The following is a 21,971-nucleotide window of genomic DNA, read 5'->3' as shown; positions in this document are numbered from 1 at the left end:
GGCTGCATATTCCGGTGGAAGCCGGACACCGTTCCGGTCCGAAGCCGGACAGCATTCCGGTGGGAAGCCGGACACCATTCCGTTCTGAAGGCGGACAGCATTCCGGTGATTCCGGACACCCCGGTTAGAAGGAGGTAGCAGCGCGGGCAACCAAGTGGTATCACACCATCTTTTTGTCAAGCATTAAGACTGAAAGGAGGAAGTGATGCCGGCGGAGAGGTTACCCATGCGCAAGATTTACGAGATATTACGTTTGAAGTACGAGTGCCGGCGAAGCCTGCGGGAGATCGCGACCAGTTGTGGAGTCGGCAAAAGTACGGTGTCCGACTATCTTTTACGGTTCAAGGCGGCGGGTTTGCAGTGGCCGTTGCCGGCGGAGTTGGACGAGGTCGGCCTTAATCGGCTGTTATTTCGGGAGCAGGAAACATCGGCTGCCTCAGCCGAGTCTCTGCCCACCCCCGACTGGTCGGAAGTGCAGCGGGAACTCCGGGGCAACCGGCATGTCACCCTGGCACTGCTCTGGCAGGAGTACAAGGAGCGTCATCCCGAAGGAATGCAGTACAGTTGTCAATGGCCATTAGTTTTGACCCACCTTTGGCCAACAATTTTGACCCACCCCACCTCCACTATTGGGCCGTTTTCTGTTTTAGCCGATAACTTTCTCCTCCTAGCATAAAGATGTGTGAATGATGGATAATGCGATCAATGATCGGCACTGCCACGTTGTCGTTATGAAAGAACTCGCCCCAGTGGGTGAAGTCTTTATTGGTCGTGATGATCAACGACCGGTATTCGTAGAAACTGTTGATTAGCTGGAACAAATTATAGCGTGATTGCCGGCTCATCGGCAGGTAGCCGAGCTCGTCGATGACCATGAGGTCAAACTTAACCAACTGACTGACCTTTTTTTTCAGTTCACCTTTCATTTCCGCCAGCTCCAGTTCCTCAACCAGATCAAGGGCGCTGCGAAACAGAACCTTGTAGCCGGCGTTAATGGCTTTTTGGCCAATCCCAATGGCCAAATGGGTTTTGCCGACACCCGGCGGGCCAATAAAAATCACATTATTACGCTGATCGATAAAGTCGAAATCCAGCAGGGCATTGACCTGGCGCTTGTTTATTGTGGTCTGGTGACGGTAGTCGAAACCTTCCAGAATTTTTTCGGCGGGGAAGCCGGCTTTCCGGCGGTTCAGGGCGATCCGTTTACCGGTTCGTTGCTCCAGTTCGTGGTCGGCCATCATCTCCACCAGGTGCAGATAGGAAAGCTCATTGGCGTCGGCCCGGGCCAGTAGTTCCGGCAGCCGGCTGGCCGTCGCGTTGAGCCGCAAGTTGCGGTATTTGGTGGCTGTTCGTTCAATGGCATCCATGGTTCACCTCCTGGCCGAAGGGGTGGTCACCATGGCCGGCTGTTAACGATGCATACTGGCCCAACTGGATTTCGGCATCCGGAAGCCCCGTTGCCGTGATGCTGTCGCGCCCCCGTTCTTTTGAGCGGCGGGAGGAATCCAGATAGCGTTTCAAGGTCGTGGCGGTCAACGTGGGCCGCTGGGCCAGTCGGTCCACCAGGGCCTGGTCAAGGGTCTCTTCCGCCTTGAGCAGCTGAACGGCAGCCACCAGTTGATCTTTGTAAATCCGGGGCGAGGTGCTTTTCAACACTTGGCACAATCGCTCGCCCGCCGGCTGACCCAGTAATGCACATACCGCCCCTTCCAGCTCCTGGAGCCGCTGGCTGTGATCACGGTAATGATGGGTGTTTTTGATGATCTGGCCTTTTTCCAGGCAAACGGTATGGGAGGCGATCTTTTCGCCACGGCCAAGGTCGATGACCTGCAATTGTCCATCCTCGACTTGCACCCCGACCTGGCCACCCTGGTAGGCCATGGGCACCGAGTAACGATTGGCCCGCCAGGAGATCAGCCCGGTCTTGTCAACCTTGCGCCGCTCACTGGCCGCTACCGTTAAGCCGGCAGGGGTCAGATAGGGGTGCAGATGCGCCTGCTCTTCGGTCTCGAAATGATGCCGGGGAACCTGCCCGGTGGTGCCATGGGTTCGCTGGTTAGCCACCTCGTCCAGCCACTGCCGAACATAACGGCGCAGATCCTGCCGGCCGCTGAACGTCTCGCCATACAGGCAGTTCTGTTTGACATATTTGACTCCGGCTTCGACCTTGCCTTTGCTCTCGGGATCATAACCCTCGCAAGCGTGGACCCGCATACCCACCGTGGCCGCGTATTCAGCAAAGCGCTGATTAAGCGTCAACTCACGGTAAAGCTCCTCGATGACCACCAACTTGGTCTGGTCGTAAACACATTCCTCGGTAACACCGCCAAAGTAACGGAACGCCTCATCGTGAAGCTGGATAAAACGCCCGGTATCAATGGGCTCAAAGGAAAGACCGACGTACATCAGCCGGGAAAAAGATAAGACGAACACCACAAAGTACAGGGTTTGTGGCTCGCCACCGACCAGCACCCCGCGCAGCTCACCCGGGTCAACCTGGCACTGAACCCCCGGCACATGATCAATAATCGGTTCATAGTAGCGCTTTTGAGCCACAACACCGGTCTCTTTCAGGACCGATACATAACGGCGGATACTCCGATCAGACACCGCCAACCCGCTGACCTTCTCCCGCAGCTTGCGAGCCACTTTCACCGCACTGAGGCGGGGATAAGTTTCTAAAAGATAAATGATATAGCTCCGGTGCATGTCCAAACGCTTATGGCGTGCCCGGTCAACCTGCGCCTGGCTGATGGCCGCCTCATCCAAGCGCAGATACTTGCGTACCGTGTTACGAGAAACACCCAGCTCCAAGGCAATAGCACGGACCGACAACCCACCTCCGTCACCGTGTAACGCTTTAATTTTGTGAATCATAACCCACTCCTTCACCAGATCCCCTCCTGTCCGTAAATAGTCGGGGACACTAATCGCTTTATGGCCGCTTGACCACTCCTCGGGGTGGGTCAAAATTGTTGGCCAGTAGTGGGTCATTTTAATTGGCCATTAACAACAGTTGGTTTTGCCAGCAGTACAGCCAGTGGCGGGGCAAGCGCGACCTGGTAATGCGGCAGGAGCACCGGGCCGGGGAGAAGACGTTCATTGACTACGCCGGACGGACGGTGCCGATTATCGACGCAACCGGCGGCGAGGTCCGTGAAGCGCAGGTATTTTTGGCGGTGCTGGGTGCCAGCAACTACACCTACGCGGAGGCGACCTGGAGCCAGAGTCTGCCCGACTGGATCAGCTCCCATGTGCGGGCCTTTGCCTGGTTTGACGGGGTAACGGAGTTGCTGATCCCCGACAACCTCAAGAGCGGGGTGAACAAGGCCTGCCGCTACGAACCGTTGCTCAACCCCACTTACCACGATTTAGCCACCCATTACCGGACCACGGTGCTGCCGGCCCGGGTTCGCAAGCCCAAGGACAAGGCCAAGGCGGAAGCCGGGGTGCTGCTGGTCGAGCGCTGGATTTTGGCTCGGCTGCGTCATCAGCGTTTTTTCAGTCTCAATGAACTCAACCGGGAGATCCGGCGTCTGCTGGAGTTGCTCAACAACCGGCCTTTCCAGAAGCTGGAGGGCAGCCGCCGGAGTCTGTACGAGAGCCTTGACCGGCCAGCCCTGCGCCCCCTGCCGGAAAAGGCCTACCAGTTTGCGGAATGGAAAAAGGCCAAGGTCAACATCGACTACCATCTCGAGCTGGCCGGCCATTATTACAGCGTCCCCCATGCCCTGGTGGGCAAGGTGTTGGAGGTGCGATACACCGCCGACACGGTGGAGTGCCTGCACAAGGGCCGGCGAGTGGCCTCTCATCCCCGCTCCCGGCAGCGGGGGAAGCACAGCACCATCAAGGAGCACATGCCGCCCAACCACCGGTTCTATGCTGAGTGGAGCCCGGAGCGGTTCCAGCGCTGGGCGGCCAGGATCGGTCCGGCCATGAGTGAAGTCACCCAACGGCTGTTGACCGGCCGCCGCCACCCCCAGCAGGCCTACCGCAGCCTGCTGGGGATCTTCCGGCTCGGCAAGAGCTATGGTGAGCCCCGCCTGGAAGCGGCCTGTCGCCGTGCTTTGGCCTACGAAACCCTCTCCTACCGCAGCCTCGAATCGATCCTCAAAAATGGCCTGGAAAGCCGGCCGCTGCCAAGTGAGGACCAGGAGATGGCGCCGGTGCAGCATCGGAATATCCGTGGGGCCGACTACTTTCAACTGCGGGAGGAACACACATGCTGATCCACCCGACCATCGAGAAACTGGAAAGTCTACGCCTCGGAGGTATGGTCGCGGCCCTTAAAGAGCAACAGAACATGGACCTGAGCGACCTGAGCTTCGAAGAGCGGCTGGGGCTGCTGGTGGACCGGGAGGCGGTGGAGCGGGACAACCGCCGGCTCAAGACCCGGCTCCGCCAAGCCCGGCTGCGCCACCAGGCCTGTATCGAGGATATCGACTTCAGGCACCCCCGTGGCCTGGATAAAGCGTTGATCATGCGCTTGGCGGAATGCTCCTGGCTGCGACAGCACCAGAACATGATCATCACCGGCCCCACCGGCGCCGGCAAGTCTTATCTGACCTGCGCCTTTGCCCAAAAAGCCTGCCGCAGTGGCTATACCGCCAGCTACCAGCGGATACCCCGGCTTTTTGAAGAGATCAATCTGGCCAAGGGCGATGGTCGTTACGTCAAACTGATGGCCGGGATGGCCAAGGTGGATCTGCTGGTGCTCGACGACTTCGGCCTGTCACCGCTGAACCGGGAGCAGCGGCATGATCTGCTGGAAGTCCTGGAGGACCGTTACCAGCTCCGTTCCACCCTGGTGGCCAGTCAGCTGCCCCATGAACACTGGCACCAACAGATCGGCGACCCCACCCTCGCCGACGCCATCCTGGATCGCCTGATCCACAACGCCCACATCATCCAACTAAAACCAAAAGGAGGATCAATGAGAAAGGCAAAAGCCAACTTGACAGCACCGACTCGGGAAGAGTAAGCAATCAAAACTACCGCGTCGCTTCGCTCCGACTACGGGGTGTCCGGAATCACTGGAACAGGTGTCCGGCTTCGGACCGGAATGGTGTCCGACTTCCTACCGGAATGGGTGTCCGGAATCACTGGAATACGCAGACATGGCCCGGGTTGCCCGCCAGACATGTTGCTTAAGTCGCTGGTTCATCAGCCAGACGGTGATGACCAGTATCGTTGAAAGCACCATGAAAAAAGCCAGCCCGATGAAGGGCCAGAAGATTCTGTAGCCGATTGTGCTGGGCATCCATCTTTTTAGACTCCGGGCTTTCCGGGCAGAATCAATAGTGGCAAGCCCGGTCGTTATCTCGTTGAGTAATTGCGCTTGATTTTTCTGCACCGCCGCCCGGATGGGCTGCTGATAGAAGCTTTTTCGCGGAAAGTGCAACTTCCTGAGGCGCATGTTATTGATTGCCAGAATCAATTGACTGCTATTGGCAAGCAGGTAATCGATATGGCCATTTTCCAATGCCTTAAATATTTCAACGTGATCTGAATACTGCTGGACTTGAAGATTATTTAGTTTGGTGGGATCAATATACAGGAGGTCATCTGTGCGAATACCGATTCGCGCAGGGAAATGCCCCGGTGTCTCCGGGTGAAAACTCATGAGTGCGTGGAGGCTGTAGTCGAAGGTAAGGTAAGCGGGAGTATAGTCAACATCTTTTCCCGGCGGTGCATTGGCAAGGACATCGATTTTGCCTTTTCCGAGCAGTGTCGTTCCCTTTGACGGCTCAACAGCAACAAACTCCAGCTCCATTCCGCTGTGCTGCGCCCATTCTCGCCACAAATCCACCAGAATACCCGCAGGATCGCCGTTGTTGGTCACGAACTCGAGGGTTCTGTTGCCTGAGTGGATCCCAACCCTTAATGGCTCGGCGGCAACTGGCTGATGGCAGAGTATCGGGCTGACCAGGAACAGAATGACGACGACGGTCTTAAACATCGGCAGAAATGTGTCTGTTGGTCAGTTTCGGCCAGATCAGGATGATGCCGTAGACCATATAGGCCGAGAGAAGTTTGTCGATAAAGCTGGTTGGCAAACGGCCCCAAAAAGCGCTGGACAACATCGAATTGCCGCTGTCAACCAAGGCAACAACGAATTTGTCGATTCCATGAGCCGTTATGCCGCCGAACAGATAGGTGGCGATAGGGGCAGACATCAGTGGGGTGAAAAGTGCGATGATGCAACCGATGAGCAGGGGAGCATACCAGCGATGATAGCCTTTCAGGGCGATAACCAGGTAGCCGGTCAACAACCCTATGCCAAAATTGACCACCCCGAAAGGGACGGAGTTGGTGCAATAGATAATTCCATAGATAACATTGGTCATTAAGCCGACCAGGCCGCCAATCCAGGGGCCGATCAGCACTGCCGCCAGCATCGTACCGGTTGCGTCAAGGAACAGGGGCAAGTCAAGGTTGATACGAAGCATTACCAGAAATATATTAAGCCCTAGTGAAAAAAGAATAATTGGTAGAACAAAGCGCTTTAAGAAGGGCCCTCTTTCAGGTCCTGTCATGTTCTAAATACCCCCGCCATTTCTGCAATAATCAGGTGTTAATGCAAGATAAGAGTTCACCGGGATAAGACGCAGGCGTTTTTATGAAGAAATATAACTATTTTTAGTTAAGCTGGCCGATTAGATGAGCGGACATTAACCACATACAGCTGATAATTCAACAAAAAAACCGTTTACCGCCAAGGGCAAGAGCAGTTTTTGTAAACTGCAAAAAACTGACCCTGGGCTTTCGTGTCCATTTATAGCGACCAACCTTGTTATCAAGTTAATGATTGAGACAGCACACGGTAGTTTTTTAAATTGCATCTTGCTCATGGTTGCCTGCAAAAAAAGTTTGACAACTGTCGAGCTTGCGGATATTTTCTAGTGTTTATAGCAACACTACGGTTGTCCAGCGTTTTTGGATGTAAGGGTAAACTTTAGCTGATCGACGAAAAGGCGGTGAAAGTTAAATGATCGAAGTTGAAGTCAGGGGTGATGTTGAGCATGCCATTCGCATTCTCAAAAAGAAACTCCAGCTCGACGGTATGAAAAAAGAGTTGAAGAGGCGCGAGTTTTACGAAAAGCCCAGCGCCAAACGCCGTCGCAAGACGGCGGAATCGCGGCGTAAACTGCGGAAACTGATGTATAAAATGGAGCGGGACTAAAACCCGCTGCCGGGTTTGCTGATCATGCCCAGAGGCAATTCAGGCTCGCGTAACGATCACCAAACCCGCTTTACACGCCCCGCTGACCCCCTTCTTGAGGTGGTCTCCGGGGCGTTTCCGTTTGTTCTTCCCCTGCTGGATTTTTTTCTCCAGTACCTGGCCGCTGAGCGGCGGCTGGCCACCAATACCCTGGCGGCTTACCAGTCCGACCTGCTCTCGTTTTTCGCTTTTCTGGCCCGGGCCACGGCCCCGGTTGCGGCCACGGTTGATGCCGGCGCCACCGGGACGGCCGGGAAAGACCGGGGGGCAGGCCTGGCTTCAGCCCGGCCCATCACCGAGATTAACCAGATCGGCCCCGAGCATTTGCGAGCTTATCTGGCCGCCTGCCGGCAGGAGAAAGCAGCGCCGCGCAGTACATCCCGCCGGATTTCCGCCCTGCGCGCCTTTTTCCGTTTTCTTCAGGGTGAACAACTGCTTGGCCACGATCCCGCCGCATTGCTTGATCTGCCTAAAATCGGCCGGGCCTTGCCCAAGGTGCTCAGCAGTGCCGAGGTCGAGCAGCTGCTGGCCCCGCCGGCCCCGCCTGCTTCGATCCTGGCCCTGCGTAACCACGCCATGCTGCACTTGCTGTATGCCACCGGCATGCGGGTTTCCGAGCTGGTCAAGCTGCCGGTGGCGGCGGTCAATCAGGCCGGGCATCTGCGGATTTTGGGCAAGGGCAGCAAGGAGCGGCTGGTACCCTTTGGTGAGGCCGCCCGCCAGGCCATGGCGGTCTATATAACCCAAGCCCGGCCCCGGTTGCTGAAAAAGCGGCGCAGCGATTTTCTCTTTGTCACCGGCCGGGGCACGGCCATGACCCGCCTGCGTTTCTGGCAGATCGTGCGGAAAAGCGCCAGAGAACGTGGGATTGCTCGCGAGATCAGCCCGCACGTGCTGCGCCACTCCTTTGCCACCCATCTGCTGGAACATGGCGCCGACCTGCGGGCGGTGCAGGTGATGCTGGGGCACGCCGACATCGCCACCACCCAGATCTACACCCATGTTGACACCAACCGCCTGAAAGCCATTCACCGCAAGTTTCACCCTCGGGGATGAACCCCGCTGCCCCAACCACCGATAACAGTTGACGGTGTCGGCTCTTGCCCGGTATCATCTGCAACAGTAGCGGCGGAGCGTCCGCCGGGGCGGAAGGCGTCCTTAGTCCTGGCAGTTTTTTTGCGTGCACCGGTTGCCGCGTTCGACGGTTCGGGTATTTTCATGCCTTGGTTGCAACAGTGGAATCAGGTTAGAGCGGTAACCGGCAGGATCGACCTTGCCTTTTTGTTCCTGCGGGTTTTCAGCCTCTTCGGCGGGGTTGCCTGGCTTTTGCTGATGGAGTTGCCTCCCCGGGAAGAGAGCTTGCTGATTAAGGCGCTGCTGGCCTTTTTCCTCTACAGCCTGCTCTGTTACCTGGTTATCTTTTTTCGGCCGCTGCTGCTGAAAAAGGTTTATCTCACCTCGCTTTTTCTCGACCTGACCTTCCTTTCCCTGCTGGTTCATGCCGACCCGAGTCTGAGCAGCAGTTTTTTCCTTGGCTACTACCTGTTGATCTGTCTGCACACCATCTACTTCGGCCTCCGCTTCGGGCTGGTGGTCGCCACCCTTTCTGCCCTTCTCTATCTGCTCAGTATCTGGTCTGTTCTGCCTGAGATTGACTGGACCGACCTGGTCATGCGGCTGGGCTTTCTCTTTTTCCTGGCCATCCCGGTGGGGTTGCTCAGCGAAAAGCTCAAAGAGGAAAAAGAGCAGGTGGAGCATCTCAATCAAACCCTGGAAAACCGGGTGGCCCAGCGTACCGCCGAAATTGCCGCCCTGCTGGAGCAGGAGCGTTACCTGCGGCAGATTCTCGACACGGTGGCCCATATCAACAAGCTGCTGATCACCGCCCCTGCCCTGCCGAGCCTGCTGGCAAGTGCCTGTGCCCGTTTCACCCAGCACGGCGATTATCGTTTCTGCTGGATCGGTCTGCTGGAAAACGGCGCGATCAGCGAAGTGTACAGCGCCGAGCCGGGCCTTGATGCCCTGCCGGAGCCGCCTTATCGGGTGGATGCCGGTAATGGTCCTTTGGCCGAGGTTGCTGCCGCCGCCTGTCTGCGGGAGAATCGAACCATCATCCGCATGAACGACGGGGAGTTGCTGGATGAGACTCTTTGGCGCGACCCGGAGCCCGTCCGGGGGGCCAGAGGGGTGATCAGTCTGCCCTTGCGGGCCCGCCAGGGCGATGCCCCCCTTGGTTGTCTGGTCATCTACACCTGGCGAGCCGATGGTTTTGAGGCGGAGGAGCGGGAGATGCTTGATGAGTTGGCCGGTGATATCGGTTTTGCCGTTGACTCCTTTCGACAGCGGGAGCTGACCGCCCAGCTAACCGCGGAACGGGCTGCCAACTACGAAGAGACCATCTTCTCCTTTGTCGATTTGATCGAGCAGCGGGATACCTACACCGCCGGTCACACCGAGCGGGTCGCACATTACAGCAGCCTGCTGGCCCGGGAGTTGAATCTGTCCCAGGCCGAGAAAAAGAGGCTTTACACGGCCGCCATGCTGCATGATATCGGCAAGATCGCCACTCCCGATTCGGTGCTGCTCAAACCCGGTAAACTCACCGAGCTGGATTACGAACTGATCAAGCTCCACCCCCGGGCCGGCTACGAGATGCTTTCCAACATCGAAATGTACAAGGATCTGGCCAAGATCATCCTCCACCACCATGAGCGGCCCGATGGCAACGGCTACCCGAACGGCCTGGCGGGAGAGGAGATCCCGCTGCTCTCCCGGATCATGGCGGTGGCCGATGCCTTTGACGCCATGACCACCAACCGGATTTACAAGGGGCGCAAACAACTTTCCCAGGCCCTGGCCGAGTTGCAAGAGCTCGCAGGGAGCCAGTTCGACGCCAAGGTGGTGGCGGCGGCGACCAGGGTCCTGGCCGAGGTTGATCTCCCCTCCCGCGTCAGCCAGTTGCCCTTCACCGAGCTGGAGAAGAAACGTTTTTCCTATTTTTTCAATGATCGCCTGACCGGGCTGTACAACGAAGACTACCTGAAAATCGTCCTCAACAACCTGAGCAGCAACCATTTTTCCTGCCTTTACCTGCTGCATTTGCGCAACCTGCCCGAGTACAACAAGCGCGTTGGCTGGGAAAAAGGCAATCAGTTGTTTACCCGCTTTGCCGCCGAATTGCAGGCCGCCTTTCCCGCTTGCCTGGTTTTTCGTGCCTATGGTAACGATTTTGCCGTTATCTCCCGGGAGCATCTGCCCTTGAACAGCAACTTGCTCAAGGCCTTCGCCGGCATCTCCAGCACCGAAATCGAAATCGATGTCCGCCATGTTGACCTGGCCGCTGAACAGCTCTACACCATTGAAAAACTGGAAAAGCTGGAAGTAACCCCGGCAGACGAGCTTTAAGCCGCATCCGCCGCGCTGGCGCTTTACCTGCTGCTTGATTGCAAAAGCCGGGCAGCACAGGTAGAGTGGGACGCATGGAGCTGATTACCACCCATATCAATGCCGACTTCGACGCCGTGGCCTCCATGGTGGCGGCCAAGAAGCTTTATCCCGAGGCGGTGTTGGCCTTTGCCGGGGCCCAGGAGAAGAACCTGCGGGATTTTTTCGCCCAGTCGGTGGATTACCTCTACGATTTCCAGCGCCTGAAAAATATTGATCTGGGCAAGGTCCGCCGCTTGATCCTGGTCGACACCCGGCAGCCCTCGCGGCTGGGGGAAATTGCCCGCTGCCTGGAGAACCCCGACCTGGAGGTGCATCTTTTCGATCACCATCCCGAGGCCCCCGGCGACCTGCGCGGGCGGGTGGAGCACCTCAAGCCGGTGGGGTCCACCGCCACCATCATGGTGGAGCTGTTTCAGGCCCGCGGCCTGGAAGTGAGCCCGGAGGAGGCCACCCTGCTGGCCATGGGCATTTTTGAAGACACCGGCTCGTTTCATTTCGACACCACCACCCCCGAGGACCTGCAGGCCGCCGCCTGGCTGTTGAGCCGGGGGGCCAACCTGCATACCGTCACCCAGTTCATCGCCCAGGAGTTGACCAGCGCCGAGGTTACCCTGCTGGGGGACCTGATTCGTTCCGCCACCACCTACACCATCCAGGGTTTGGACATCACCGTGGCCAAGGTGGACACCGAGGATTACTACGACAACTTCGCGGTGGTGGTACGCCGCTTCATGGTGATGGAAAACCTCAACACCCTCTTTGCCCTGGCCCGTATGGGCGAGCGGACTTACCTGATTGCCCGCAGCCGGATCCCCGAGGTCAATGTGGGGGAGATCGTCCGCGAGTTCGGCGGCGGCGGCCACGCCTCGGCGGCCTCTGCCACCATCAAGGAGTTGACCAATATCGAGGTGGAGGAAAAGCTGATCCAGGTGCTGCACAAGCAGGTGCGGCCCCGCCGCCGGGCCGCCGACCTGATGAGCTCCCCGGTGATCAGCGCCCGGCCCAATATCAGCATTCGCCAGGCCGATGAACTGCTTAACCGTTACAACATCACGGTGCTGCCGGTGGTGGACGACAAGCGGCGGGTGGTGGGCCTGATCTCCCGCCGGGTGGCGGGCAAGGCCATCCAACTGGGGCTGGAGGAGCAGTCGGTGAGCGACTACATGAGCACCGACTTCGCCACCCTGACCCCGGCCGCCACTCTGGGCGATATCCAGGAGTTGATTATCGAACATCGCCAGCGGATCATCCCGGTGGTGGATGGCCGCAACTGCGAGCTGCAGGGGGTGATTACCCGCACCGACCTGCTCAACCTGCTGGTCAACGACCCCTCCCGGCTGCCCCGTGGCCTTTACAGTGAACAGTTGCCTTCCGGTGAACGCCAGCGCAATCTGCAGAACCTTATGGTGGAACGGCTGGGCCGCCGCCTGGTGGTACTGCTACGGACCATCGGCGAGGTGGCCCAGGAGCGCAAATACCGGGCCTTTGCGGTGGGCGGCTTTGTGCGCGACCTGCTGCTGCAGGAAAAAAACTTCGATATTGACGTGGTGATCGAGGGTGATGGGATGGTTTTTGCCAAGGCTCTGGCCGAGCGATTAAAGGGCCGGGTGCGGGTGCACAAAAAATTCAAAACCGCGGTGGTCAAGCTGCCCGACGGCCTCAAGGTGGATGTGGCCACCGCCCGCCTGGAGTATTACGACTACCCGGCGGCCATGCCCACGGTGGAACTCTCTTCCCTCAAGCTTGATCTCTACCGGCGGGATTTTACCATCAACGCCATGGCCATCCATTTAAACCCCGACACCTTCGGCACCCTGGTGGATTTTTTCAACAGCCAGAATGATCTTAAAGATCACAAGATCAGGGTGCTGCACAACTTGAGCTTTGTCGAGGACCCCACCCGCATCTTCCGGGCCATCCGCTTTGAGCAGCGAATGGGGTTTACCATCGGTCAGCACACCGAACGATTGATTAAAAACGCGGTGCGGATGAATCTCTTCGACCGCTTTTTCGGCTACCGCTTCTTTGGCGAGTTGAAGGGGATCCTCAGTGAAGAGAACCCCCTGCCGGCCATCAGGCGAATGGCCGATCTTCACCTGCTGCCCTTCCTGCACCCGCGCCTGAAGCTGGAGCCACGCCTGACCAAAAACCTGGAAGAGTCCCAGGCGGCCCTGGCCTGGTATCAGTTGCTCTACCGGGATGAGCCCTGCCGCAACTGGCTGGTGTACCTGCTGGCCCTTACCGTTAACCTGAAGCGGAGTGAGTTGCAGGATTTTTGCCAGCGCTTTGAAGTGCCGGAGCGCAACCGGCAGCAGTTGCTGGGGGAAAAAACCGCCGCCCAGCAGGCGGCCACCGTGCTGCGCCGCGCCCTGCCGGACAGCAACAGCGGCATCTACCACCTGCTCGCCGGGCTGGGTCCCGAGGGGTTGCTTTATCTGCTGGCCATCAGTCGGAAAAAGGCGGCCAAAAAGGCGATTTCCTTATATGTTACCGAACTGAGTCAGGTGCGCCCGGAGCTCAACGGCCACGACCTCAAGGTACTTGGTTACCAGCCCGGCCCGATTTTCCGGCAGATCCTCGATCAACTGCTGGATGCACGCCTGGATGGTCAGGTCCGTAACCGTGAAGAAGAACTGGTCTTTGTCCGCCGTCATTTTCCGCTGGCCAGGACCAAGGTTGAGCAGGCATGAAGTTTACCATGAAGATTCCCTATACCCCGGCCTTTACCATGGCCGATCTGTGGCAGGTGTTGAAAAACCTGCTGATGCTGGCCGCCGGCGGCACAATTTGCGCGGTGGCGGTCAACGGCATCATCATTCCCCACGAGTTTGCCGCCAGCAGCGCCACCGGCCTGACCCTGATCATCAAGGAACTGGTGCCGGCCCTGGATGTCGGGGTGATCTATCTGCTGCTCAATATTCCCCTCTTTCTGGCGGCGATGATGGCGGTGGGCCGCCGCTTCTTCTTCTACAGCCTGGCCGGCACCGTCATCTTTTCCCTGGCCCTGGCCTTTGTCCACGTGGACCTGACGGTGGACAACGACATCCTGGCGGCGGTGTTTGCCGGGATCATCATCGGTATCGGCGGCGGCATTACCTTGCGCTCCCAAGGCTCCGCCGGCGGGGCGGACATTTTGTCGGTTATGCTGATGAAGCGTTTTTCCATCCCCCTGGGCAGCACGGTGCTGGCCCTGAACCTGGTGGTGCTCTCCCTCACCGCGGTGGTTTTTTCCCTGGACGCCGCCCTCTACACCCTGATTCAGATTTACGTGGCGGCCAAGCTCATCGACCTGGTGGTCACCGGCCTGAGCCAGCGCAAGGCGGTAATGATCATCTCCAAGCACTGGCCGGAGATCAATCGCGAAATCCTGCGCGACCTGCGCCGGGGCACCACCATTATCCCCGCCCGGGGCGGTTTTTCCGGCAACGAGGAAAACATGCTGTACGCGGTGGTCAACTTTCAGGAGATCGGCCAGTTGAAAAACATGATCCGCACCATCGACCCCGACGCCTTCGTGGTGGTCACCGAGACCATGGAAGTAATGAACTATCGAATCGGCAACCAACCCCACTGGTAGGAAAACGTCCATCAGCACCGCATCTTTGGGCGATCGGCCCGGCTTGCGTACTGGTGTACGCGGCGCCGGTCCGCTTGCCCAAACCTGCGGCACTGCTGAACGTTTTCCGCGAGGGCAGGGTGGTTTTGGCGGGGAGGACAGGAAAGGGGCGTTTTGGCCGTGTGGCTGCGGGCGGCAACTTCCAAGGGGCGTTCCCGGGCGGGATGCGGTTGGTTTTTTCGCGGGTTTCGTCCTCTGGACGCCTCGGAGGCGTGCGTCAGCACGCCGAGAATGAGCGAAAAAACCAACCGCATCCCGCCCCCAAACGGGCGGTTAGTGGATACGCATAGCCGAAACCGACATCACTCCACGGTGGTGAGCTTCTGCTGGATATCTTGGGGCACCGGGGCGTATTCCCGGAAGTTGCAGCGGAAGCTGGCCCGGCCCTGGGTCAGGGACTTCAGGGTGGTGGAGTAGCGGTGCTGCTCGGCCAGGGGGGTGATGGCCTTGATCAACTGGTAACGGCCTTGGGACTCCATGCCGCTGATCATTGAGCGCCGGCTCTGCAGGTCGCTCATCACGTCGCCCATCAGGTCCTCCGGCACCATCACCTCCATGTCGTAGAGGGGTTCCAGCACCAGGGGGTTGGCGTTGCGGAAGGCCTCTTTGAAGGCCTGGGCGCCGGCGATCTTGAACGAGATGTCGTTGGAATCCACCGGGTGCATCTTGCCGTCGAAGACCATCACCCTTACATCCCGCACGTAGGAACCGGTCATCGGCCCCTCCTGCATCTTTTCCATCACCCCTTTCAAAATCGAGGGCAGAAACTTGGCATCGATCACCCCGCCGACAATGCAGTTGTAAAAGACCAGCTTGCCGCCCCAGGGCAGCTCGATCTCTTCCTTGCCGCGCACCGTGAGATCGGTGGGATCGGCCATCCCTTCCTCGTAAGGCTCGATGCGCAGGTGCACCTCGGCAAACTGGCCGGAGCCGCCGGATTGTTTCTTGTGCCGATAGGTGGCGGTGGCCGCCTTGCGGATGGTCTCCCGGTAGGGGATTTTGGGCTCGATGAACTCGACCTTGATGCCGTAAATATTCTCCAGCCGCCACTTGACCAGGTTGAGGTGCAACTCGCCCTGGCCCCAGAGGATCAACTGCCGTAACTCCGGCGAGAGCTCGGCCTTGATGGTGGGATCTTCGGCCTGGATTTCCCTTAAGGCCTCGCCCAGCTTGTCGTCGTCCTTCTTGTCGGCGGCCGCCACCGCGGTGCGGATGCGCGGCTCGGGAAAGTCGATGGGTTTCAGGCTGACCGGCGAATCCTTGCCGTGCAGGGTGTGGTTGGTTTTGGTGCCCTTCATCTTCAGGGTGGCGCCCAGGTCGCCGGCCACCAGCTTGCTCACCGGCTGGCGGTTTTTGCCGGACATGATGAAAAGCTGGTTCAAGCGCTCGGTTTCGCCCGTTTCGCTGTTGACCAGGTCCATCCCCTCGCTGATCTCGCCGGAGCAGACCTTGAAGAAGGTGATCTTGCCCAGGAACTGCTCCACCAGGGTCTTGAAGACAAAGACCACCGGGGGGCCGGCCGGGTCGGAGGACAGCTCCCGGTCGTCGGCGGTCTGTTCCGGCGGCATCTCGGTGGCCGAGGGGGCCACGTTGTCGATGAAGCCCATCATCCGGCCGCTGCCCATGTTGCGCTTGGCCGAGAGGCAGAAGATGGGGAAGACCTCGCGGTTGAGCATGCCGATCTTGAGCCCCTTGCGCATCTCATCTTCGTCCAGGCTGCCCTTTTCAAAGTAGAGCTCCATCAGCTCTTCGTCATTTTCCGCCGCCTTTTCAACCAACTGGTTGTGCAATTCGGCGGCCTGTTCCTGCTCTGCCTCGGGAATGGCCAGCTTTTCCGGCTTGCCGCCTTCGGGAGGAAACTTGTACATGGTCATCTTCAGCAAATCGATGATGCAGTCAAAGCCCTCACCCTCGTTCAGGGGATACTGCATGAGAATGGCCGCCGGCCCGAAACTCTCCTGGATGGCCTCCACGGCGCTGAAAAAGTCGGATTTGGGGTGATCCACCTGGTTGACGGCAAACATCGCCGGAATGCGGTGATTTTCGGTGTAGTTCCAGGTCAGTTCGGTGCCCACCTCTACCCCGTACTGGGCGTTGATCAGCATCACCGCGGTGTCCGCCACCCGCAGCGAGGAGATGGTTTCGCCGACAAAATCATCGAGCCCCGGGGTGTCGATGATGTTGATCTTGTAATCCCGCCAGTCGGTATGCAGCAGGGTGGCGTAAACCGAGTTGCCCCGCTGATGCTCGATTTCATGAAAGTCGGAAATGGTGTTTTGGTCTTCCACCGTGCCCCGGCGCTGGGAGAGCCCGGCCTCGAAAACCATGGTTTCGGCCAGGGTGGTTTTCCCGGATTTTACACTGCCAAGCAGCACAATGTTTTTAATGTACTTGTCATCATAAAGCTTCATGGGGCACCTCTCTTGCGGTGAAGGTTGGCGGACAAAAGCTTGACTCAGGATTGACCGGTACGAACATATCCTATACTCTTTACCCGCAATGGCGCCGGGCTGGCAAGACAACTTTGTTTTTTTGGCCAAATTGGCCATATAACCTCTGCTTTTGGGAGATATTGCAACATGAAGCTGAAAAAATTTCGGGCCCTGCAGGTAAGTGAAGAAGACGGCTCTTTTGTCCGCCGGGTGGTGACCCGGGATTTGGCTCAGTTGCCGGACCACGAGGTGCTGGTTCGGGTTTGCTTTTCGTCTCTTAATTACAAGGATGCCTTGTCCGCCAGCGGCAACCGCGGGGTGACCAGGCGCTATCCGCACACCCCGGGGATTGATGCCGCCGGGGTGGTGGAGGAAAGCCGGAGTAGCGAGTTTAAGCCCGGTGATGAGGTGGTGGTTTCCTGCTATGACCTGGGGATGAATACTCCCGGGGGGCTGGCGGAATATATTCGGGTGCCGGCGGAGTGGGTGATGCCGCGGCCCTCCGGCTTGAGCCTGCGCCAGTGCATGATGTACGGCACCGCCGGTTTTACCGCCGCCCAGTGCGTAGCCCGGCTGGTGGATTTTCCGGTACGGCCGGAAGATGGCAAAATTCTGGTCACCGGCGCCACCGGAGGGGTGGGGATTCTGGCCCTGGCCATGCTGGCCGGTCTTGGTTACCGGGTTTGCGCGGTCACCGGCAAGGCCGAACAGGAAGAGCTGTTGACTCGGCTGGGGGCGGAGCAGGTGCTGGGCCGGGCGGAAGCCGTTGATGAAAGCGGGCGCATGCTGCTTAAAGGGCGCTGGGCCGGGGTGGTGGATACGGTGGGGGGGCCGATTCTGGCCACCGCCGTTAAATCCTGCCGCTACGACGGCCTGGTGACCTGTTGCGGCAACGCCGCCTCCCCCGACCTGCCCCTCAATGTTTATCCCTTCATCTTGCGCGGGGTTACCCTGGCCGGGATCGACAGCGCCCAGTGCCCCATGCCCCGCCGCCGCCTGCTGTGGCAACGCCTGGCCGACCTGTGGCAGATCAAGGACCTGGAGGCGCTGGTCACCGAGATAGCCCTGGAGGAGGTGGATGAAAAAATCACGACCATTTTGGCGGGGCGTCACCTGGGGAGAGTGGTCGTGAAAATGGTGTGTTAGGAGGCAATGAAAATTTTTTGTTAAAAGGTTTTCCTTTTTTAGTAACTGCTGTTATATGTAGCAATCTTACCCTTGCTTATTGCGCAAGATTGACTTATTATATGAAAAATAGCAAAGATTACTGTTTGCTGTTTGTGCGGTAACCATGGCCCTTGGTTGAAGCTTAGGCTGTCGCGCCTCTGTTGGGGCGCTTTAAATATAGATTTTTTAGATAAAACAACAAACAGGGAGGAAACCATGTCCCTCGGAACATCATTACGGGTAACCAAACAGCGCCAGGTTCTGCTCGACGAGCTTTGCAAGGTGCGTAGCCACCCCACCGCCGATGAGCTTTACCAGATGGTAAGAAGGCGGCTGCCGCGGATCAGCCTGGGAACCGTGTATCGTAATCTGGAGTTGATGGCCGAAAACGGCATGATCCAGAAACTGGCCGTAGGCGGAACCCAGAAGCGTTTTGACGGCAACGCCGCCCCTCATTATCATGTCCGCTGTCTCAAGTGTGATCGGGTGGACGATTTGGATCTGTCCCTGGAGTTGGATGTTGAGCAGAAGGCCCGCAAGCATACTGATTTTACTATCGTGCGTCACAGTCTGGAGTTTGCAGGCCTTTGTCCTGAATGTTGCTAATCCCATTTTCTGTGGTTGGCCGGCTCACTGCCCCGGCGCTGAATGGCCGGGGTCCGTGAACCGGCCTTTTTTTTGGGCTGGAGTTTCTCTGCCGACCTAGCTATGATTTTGTCATAATTTTTTTAACCCTGTCCAGCTTTGGAGGTTGTAAACATGAAATCACTGAAGGGCACCAAAACCGAAAAGAACCTGCTCACCGCTTTTGCCGGTGAGTCTCAGGCCCGCAACCGTTATACCTATTTTGCCGCCCAGGCCAAAAAAGAGGGTTATGTTCAAATTTCCGCGGCGTTCGAGGAAACCGCCAACCACGAAAAAGAGCATGCCAAACGCCTGTTCAAGCTGCTGGAAGGCGGTGAAGTGGAGATCAGCGGCTCGTTTCCCGCCGGGGTGATTGGCACCACCGCAGAAAATCTGGCCGAGGCAGCCGGCGGGGAAAATCATGAATATACCGAAATGTACCCCAGCTTTGCCAAGGTGGCCCGGGAAGAGGGTTTTGCCGAGATTGCCGATATTTTTACCAGCATTGCGATGGCCGAGGCCTTCCATGAAAAAAGGTTCCTGGCTTTCAAGGCCAATATCGAAGCGGGCCGGGTTTTTAAGCGGGAACAGGAGACGGCTTGGAAGTGTCGCAACTGTGGCTACAACCATCGTGGCACGGAAGCCCCGGACCGTTGCCCGGCCTGTGATCATGCCCAGGCCCATTTTGAACTACTGAAAGAAAACTGGTAGGTGTTCTGGGGGCCCCGCCCCTGAGAGTTGTTACGAAAAACGGAAGTGGAGGTTGGACTACCATGGCCAAACAACAGGAAGTATATAAGTGTGATCTGTGCGGTAACATCGTTGAAGTGTTGCATGGCGGCCAGGGACAACTGGTTTGCTGCGGCCAGCCCATGCGGTTGATGACCGAAAACACCGTGGACGCGGCCCAGGAAAAGCATGTGCCGGTGATTGAAAAGGCGGAAGGCGGTTACCTGGTCAAGGTGGGTTCGGTGGCTCACCCCATGGAAGAGAAGCACTACATCGAATGGATTGAGTTGCTGGCCGACGGTAAGGTCTATCGGCAGTTCCTGCAACCCGGCCAGCCGCCGGAGGCCTTTTTCCCGGTGGAGGCGGCCCAGGTCAGCGCCCGGGAGTACTGCAACCTCCACGGTCTCTGGAAGGCTTAAGCGGCCGCTAGCACCGCAGCTTTGGGCGATCGGCCCGGCTTGCGTACTGGTGTACGCGGCGCCGGTCCGCTTGCCCAAATCTGCGTCACTATCGGCCGCTTAAGCTGTTGGTGGCGATGCTTTTTAGATAATTCGTACCGTTTACCGGATGTACTAACTTGCTTGTCTGACGGGCCGTAATCGTATCGTTCAGAAGTAAACTTTTTGGCAGGGGGTGGCTTTATGAAAGCAGTGGAGATCAAACCGGATGTTTTCTGGGTGGGGGCGGTGGATTGGAACAACCGCGATTTTCATGGGTATTCCATAAAAAAAGGCACCACCTACAATGCTTACCTGGTGCGGGACGAAAAGACGGTGTTGTTTGATACCGTGCGCCAGGGGTTTAAAAGTGATCTGCTGCACCACCTGCACCATGTGGTTGAGCCGGAGAAAATCGACTACCTGGTGGTCAACCATGTGGAGTTGGATCATTCCGGTTGCCTGCCGGAGATGATTGAGCTGATCAAGCCCGAGAAGATCTTCTGCTCCCCCATGGGGCAAAAGGCCCTGCTGGAGCATTTTCACCGACCAGACTGGCCCTTGGTGGTGGTAAAAAGCGGTGAGAGCATATCCCTGGGCAAGCGGACGGTGCGCTTTTTGGAAACCCGGATGCTGCACTGGCCCGACAGCATGTTTTCCTATCTCCCCGAAGATAAGCTGCTGATTTCCAGCGACGCCTTCGGTCAACACTGGGCCACTTCCCAGCGTTTTGACGATGAGGTGGATGGAGGCGAATTGATGGCGCACGCCGCCAAGTATTACGCCAATATCCTGCTGCCCTTCTCGCCGCTGGTGGATAAACTGCTGGCCCAGGTGCAGGCCGAAGGGCTGGAGATTGAGATGATCGCGCCGGATCATGGCCTGATCTGGCGTAGCAACCCCGGGGCCATTGTAGAGGCCTATCAGCGCTGGTGTCGCCAGGAAAGCGCGGCCAAGGCGGTGATTATCTATGACACCATGTGGCATAGCACTGAAAAGATGGCCAAGGCCGTGGAAAGCGGCCTGCTGGCGGAAGGAATCAACAACATCAGCCTGCTGCACGCCCGGCGCAACCATCGCAGCGACATCATGGCCGAGGTGCTCAATGCCCGGGCGCTGATTATCGGCTCGGCCACCCTGAACAACAACATTATGCCGGCCATGGCCGATGTGCTGACCTATATGAAGGGTCTGCGCCCCAAAAACAAGTTGGGCGCGGCCTTTGGCTCTTATGGCTGGAGCGGTGAAGCGGTGAAGCACTTAAATGGTTATCTTGAAGAGATGGGGGTTGAGCTGGTGGGTGAAGGGGTGCGGATTAAAAATGTGCCCACCCACGAAGCCCTGGCCGACTGCGTGGAGTTGGGGCGGGCCATTGCCCGTGCCATGGGATGAAGCATCGCCGCTGGTGAACGCTTACGATGAGCTTGCGGGCGGTAAAAAGACGGGTGCAGGGGTTGCTGGCCGGGGCCGGGCCGTTGCCCGAGTTTGATTTTTCCGGTCACCCCGATAAGCTGCGGGCGGCCCAGGAAGCGGAGATCAGGGCCGGCGCGACCCTGGCCGGGGCGCTGCCCGATCTGTTGCAGGAGTTGCTGGCCATGCCCCGGCCGCCGGTGGTGAAAGTTCTTATTTCGCTCTTTTGCCATGCCGATCCGGCCTTGCGCTGGCGGGCGGTGAGCCTGCTGGGGCCTTTGCTGGCGGAGCTGGCCGGGCGCGACTTGGAGGCGGCCCGGGTGGTGATGCGCCGCCTGATGTGGAGCCTCAATGATGAGTCCGGCGGCATCGGCTGGGGGGCGCCCGAGGCCATGGCCGAGTGCCTGGCCTGGCACCCCGGCCTGGCCGAGGAGTATGCCCATATTCTGGTCTCTTTTATGCGCGAGGACGGTTTTTTCCTGGAGTATCCGCCCTTGCAGCGCGGCCTGATGTGGGCTCTGGGACGGTTGGCGGTAATACAGCCCCAACTTTTACGTCAAAAAAAAGCCCCCGAATATCTCCCCTCTTACCTTGCCTCTCCCGATGCCGCCGTTCGTGGCCTGGCGGTGCGAGCCCTAGGGCTGCTGCAGGTCGACATGGCCGCTGATATAATGCGCCCATTACAGCAGGACATGGCCAAGGTGGTTTTTTATCAGCAGGAGCAGCTGTTGCTTGCCACCGTGGCCGATCTGGCTGCCGTTGCCCAGCAGAGACCGGACTAAACCCTAAGCCTGGCAGAGGATAGAGCCCAAAAGTGACGTCCTGCCTCACGGTTAGCAAAATCCCTTGACATCCCGGCGGTATCTCCAGTAAACGTCTCTGGTACT

The 21,971-nt window shown here is 58.1% G+C and carries 18 protein-coding genes and 1 pseudogene; 14 read left to right on the top strand and 5 right to left on the bottom strand.

From position 1 onward, the window contains the following. Positions 1-226 precede the first annotated feature (226 nt). Complete coding sequence (locus DAAHT2_RS14700) at positions 227-676, top strand: helix-turn-helix domain-containing protein (RefSeq protein WP_157861468.1); 450 nt, start codon at positions 227-229, stop codon at positions 674-676. Here the strand turns inward: DAAHT2_RS14700 and istB (DAAHT2_RS10585) are convergent. Both istB (DAAHT2_RS10585) and istA (DAAHT2_RS10580) read right to left on the bottom strand, forming a co-directional pair. Further along, the gene (gene istB / locus DAAHT2_RS10585; protein ID WP_013163745.1) at positions 627-1,367 is read right to left on the bottom strand and encodes an IS21-like element helper ATPase IstB; all 741 of its coding nucleotides are present in this window, start codon (positions 1,365-1,367) and stop codon (positions 627-629) included. The two genes, DAAHT2_RS14700 and istB (DAAHT2_RS10585), sit on opposite strands and share 50 nt — an antisense overlap. Next, a complete protein-coding gene (gene istA, locus DAAHT2_RS10580; RefSeq protein WP_013164272.1) occupies positions 1,354-2,877 on the bottom strand; it encodes an IS21 family transposase in 1,524 nt (507 codons plus the stop codon). Before istA (DAAHT2_RS10580) ends, istB (DAAHT2_RS10585) begins: the two co-directional genes overlap by 14 nt. Positions 2,878-3,014: 137 nt before the next feature. Between istA (DAAHT2_RS10580) and istA (DAAHT2_RS10575) the strand changes: the two are divergent. Further along, a pseudogene (istA, locus tag DAAHT2_RS10575) lies at positions 3,015-4,229 on the top strand (IS21 family transposase); the annotation flags it as partial. Then, complete coding sequence (gene istB / locus DAAHT2_RS10570; protein WP_013164271.1) at positions 4,223-4,981, top strand: IS21-like element helper ATPase IstB; 759 nt, start codon at positions 4,223-4,225, stop codon at positions 4,979-4,981. The pseudogene istA (DAAHT2_RS10575) and the gene istB (DAAHT2_RS10570), both read left to right, overlap by 7 nt. A 96-nt stretch (positions 4,982-5,077) precedes the next feature. On the opposite strand, the gene DAAHT2_RS10565 is transcribed toward istB (DAAHT2_RS10570), so the two are convergent. Both DAAHT2_RS10565 and DAAHT2_RS10560 read right to left on the bottom strand, forming a co-directional pair. After that, positions 5,078-5,959 carry a substrate-binding periplasmic protein gene (locus DAAHT2_RS10565; protein WP_013164270.1) on the bottom strand — a complete coding sequence of 294 codons (882 nt, stop codon included), beginning with the start codon at positions 5,957-5,959 and terminating at the stop codon, positions 5,078-5,080. Beyond that, complete coding sequence (locus DAAHT2_RS10560; RefSeq protein WP_013164269.1) at positions 5,952-6,536, bottom strand: hypothetical protein; 585 nt, start codon at positions 6,534-6,536, stop codon at positions 5,952-5,954. The genes DAAHT2_RS10565 and DAAHT2_RS10560 overlap by 8 nt, the downstream gene beginning before the upstream one ends. A gap of 452 nt (positions 6,537-6,988) precedes the next feature. On the opposite strand from DAAHT2_RS10560, the gene rpsU reads away from it, so the two are divergent. From rpsU to DAAHT2_RS10535, 5 genes are all read left to right on the top strand, one after another. Continuing rightward, complete coding sequence (gene rpsU / locus DAAHT2_RS10555) at positions 6,989-7,183, top strand: 30S ribosomal protein S21 (RefSeq protein WP_013164268.1); 195 nt, start codon at positions 6,989-6,991, stop codon at positions 7,181-7,183. Between the two features lie 24 nt (positions 7,184-7,207). Next, positions 7,208-8,278, top strand: a complete 1,071-nt coding sequence (locus DAAHT2_RS10550; protein WP_013164267.1) for a site-specific tyrosine recombinase — start codon at positions 7,208-7,210, stop codon at positions 8,276-8,278. Positions 8,279-8,440: 162 nt separating this feature from the next. After that, positions 8,441-10,627 (top strand): HD domain-containing phosphohydrolase, encoded by a 2,187-nt coding sequence (locus DAAHT2_RS13995; protein WP_013164266.1) that lies wholly within the window; start codon positions 8,441-8,443, stop codon positions 10,625-10,627. A gap of 74 nt (positions 10,628-10,701) precedes the next feature. Next, a complete protein-coding gene (locus DAAHT2_RS10540) occupies positions 10,702-13,359 on the top strand; it encodes a CBS domain-containing protein (protein WP_013164265.1) in 2,658 nt (885 codons plus the stop codon). Further along, the gene (locus DAAHT2_RS10535) at positions 13,356-14,246 is read left to right on the top strand and encodes a YitT family protein (protein WP_013164264.1); all 891 of its coding nucleotides are present in this window, start codon (positions 13,356-13,358) and stop codon (positions 14,244-14,246) included. The genes DAAHT2_RS10540 and DAAHT2_RS10535 overlap by 4 nt, the downstream gene beginning before the upstream one ends. Positions 14,247-14,587: 341 nt before the next feature. Here the strand turns inward: DAAHT2_RS10535 and fusA2 are convergent, their stop codons facing one another. Further along, a complete protein-coding gene (gene fusA2 / locus DAAHT2_RS10530; RefSeq protein WP_013164263.1) occupies positions 14,588-16,696 on the bottom strand; it encodes an elongation factor G2 in 2,109 nt (702 codons plus the stop codon). Between the two features lie 168 nt (positions 16,697-16,864). Here fusA2 and DAAHT2_RS10525 point away from each other — a divergent pair, with 168 nt between their 5' ends. The 6 genes from DAAHT2_RS10525 to DAAHT2_RS10500 all read left to right on the top strand — a co-directional run bounded on the left by DAAHT2_RS10525 (position 16,865) and on the right by DAAHT2_RS10500 (position 21,866). After that, positions 16,865-17,863: a YhdH/YhfP family quinone oxidoreductase gene (locus DAAHT2_RS10525; protein WP_013164262.1), complete on the top strand. Its 999-nt coding sequence runs from the start codon at positions 16,865-16,867 to the stop codon at positions 17,861-17,863. 237 nt (positions 17,864-18,100) lie between these two features. After that, positions 18,101-18,490, top strand: a complete 390-nt coding sequence (locus DAAHT2_RS10520; RefSeq protein WP_013164261.1) for a Fur family transcriptional regulator — start codon at positions 18,101-18,103, stop codon at positions 18,488-18,490. Positions 18,491-18,643: 153 nt separating this feature from the next. After that, positions 18,644-19,219, top strand: coding sequence for a rubrerythrin (gene rbr / locus DAAHT2_RS10515; protein ID WP_013164260.1), 576 nt, complete (start codon positions 18,644-18,646; stop codon positions 19,217-19,219). Positions 19,220-19,281: 62 nt separating this feature from the next. Beyond that, positions 19,282-19,656, top strand: a complete 375-nt coding sequence (locus tag DAAHT2_RS10510) for a desulfoferrodoxin (RefSeq protein ID WP_013164259.1) — start codon at positions 19,282-19,284, stop codon at positions 19,654-19,656. 222 nt (positions 19,657-19,878) lie between these two features. Beyond that, positions 19,879-21,066 carry an FprA family A-type flavoprotein gene (locus DAAHT2_RS10505; RefSeq protein WP_013164258.1) on the top strand — a complete coding sequence of 396 codons (1,188 nt, stop codon included), beginning with the start codon at positions 19,879-19,881 and terminating at the stop codon, positions 21,064-21,066. Positions 21,067-21,092: 26 nt separating this feature from the next. Beyond that, complete coding sequence (locus tag DAAHT2_RS10500; protein ID WP_013164257.1) at positions 21,093-21,866, top strand: DVU0298 family protein; 774 nt, start codon at positions 21,093-21,095, stop codon at positions 21,864-21,866. The last annotated feature ends 105 nt before the right edge of the window (positions 21,867-21,971 follow it).

Source organism: Desulfurivibrio alkaliphilus AHT 2, assembly GCF_000092205.1.
Taxonomy (GTDB): Bacteria; Desulfobacterota; Desulfobulbia; order Desulfobulbales; family Desulfurivibrionaceae; genus Desulfurivibrio; species Desulfurivibrio alkaliphilus.
This window is presented reverse-complemented; position numbering and strand designations above follow the sequence as displayed.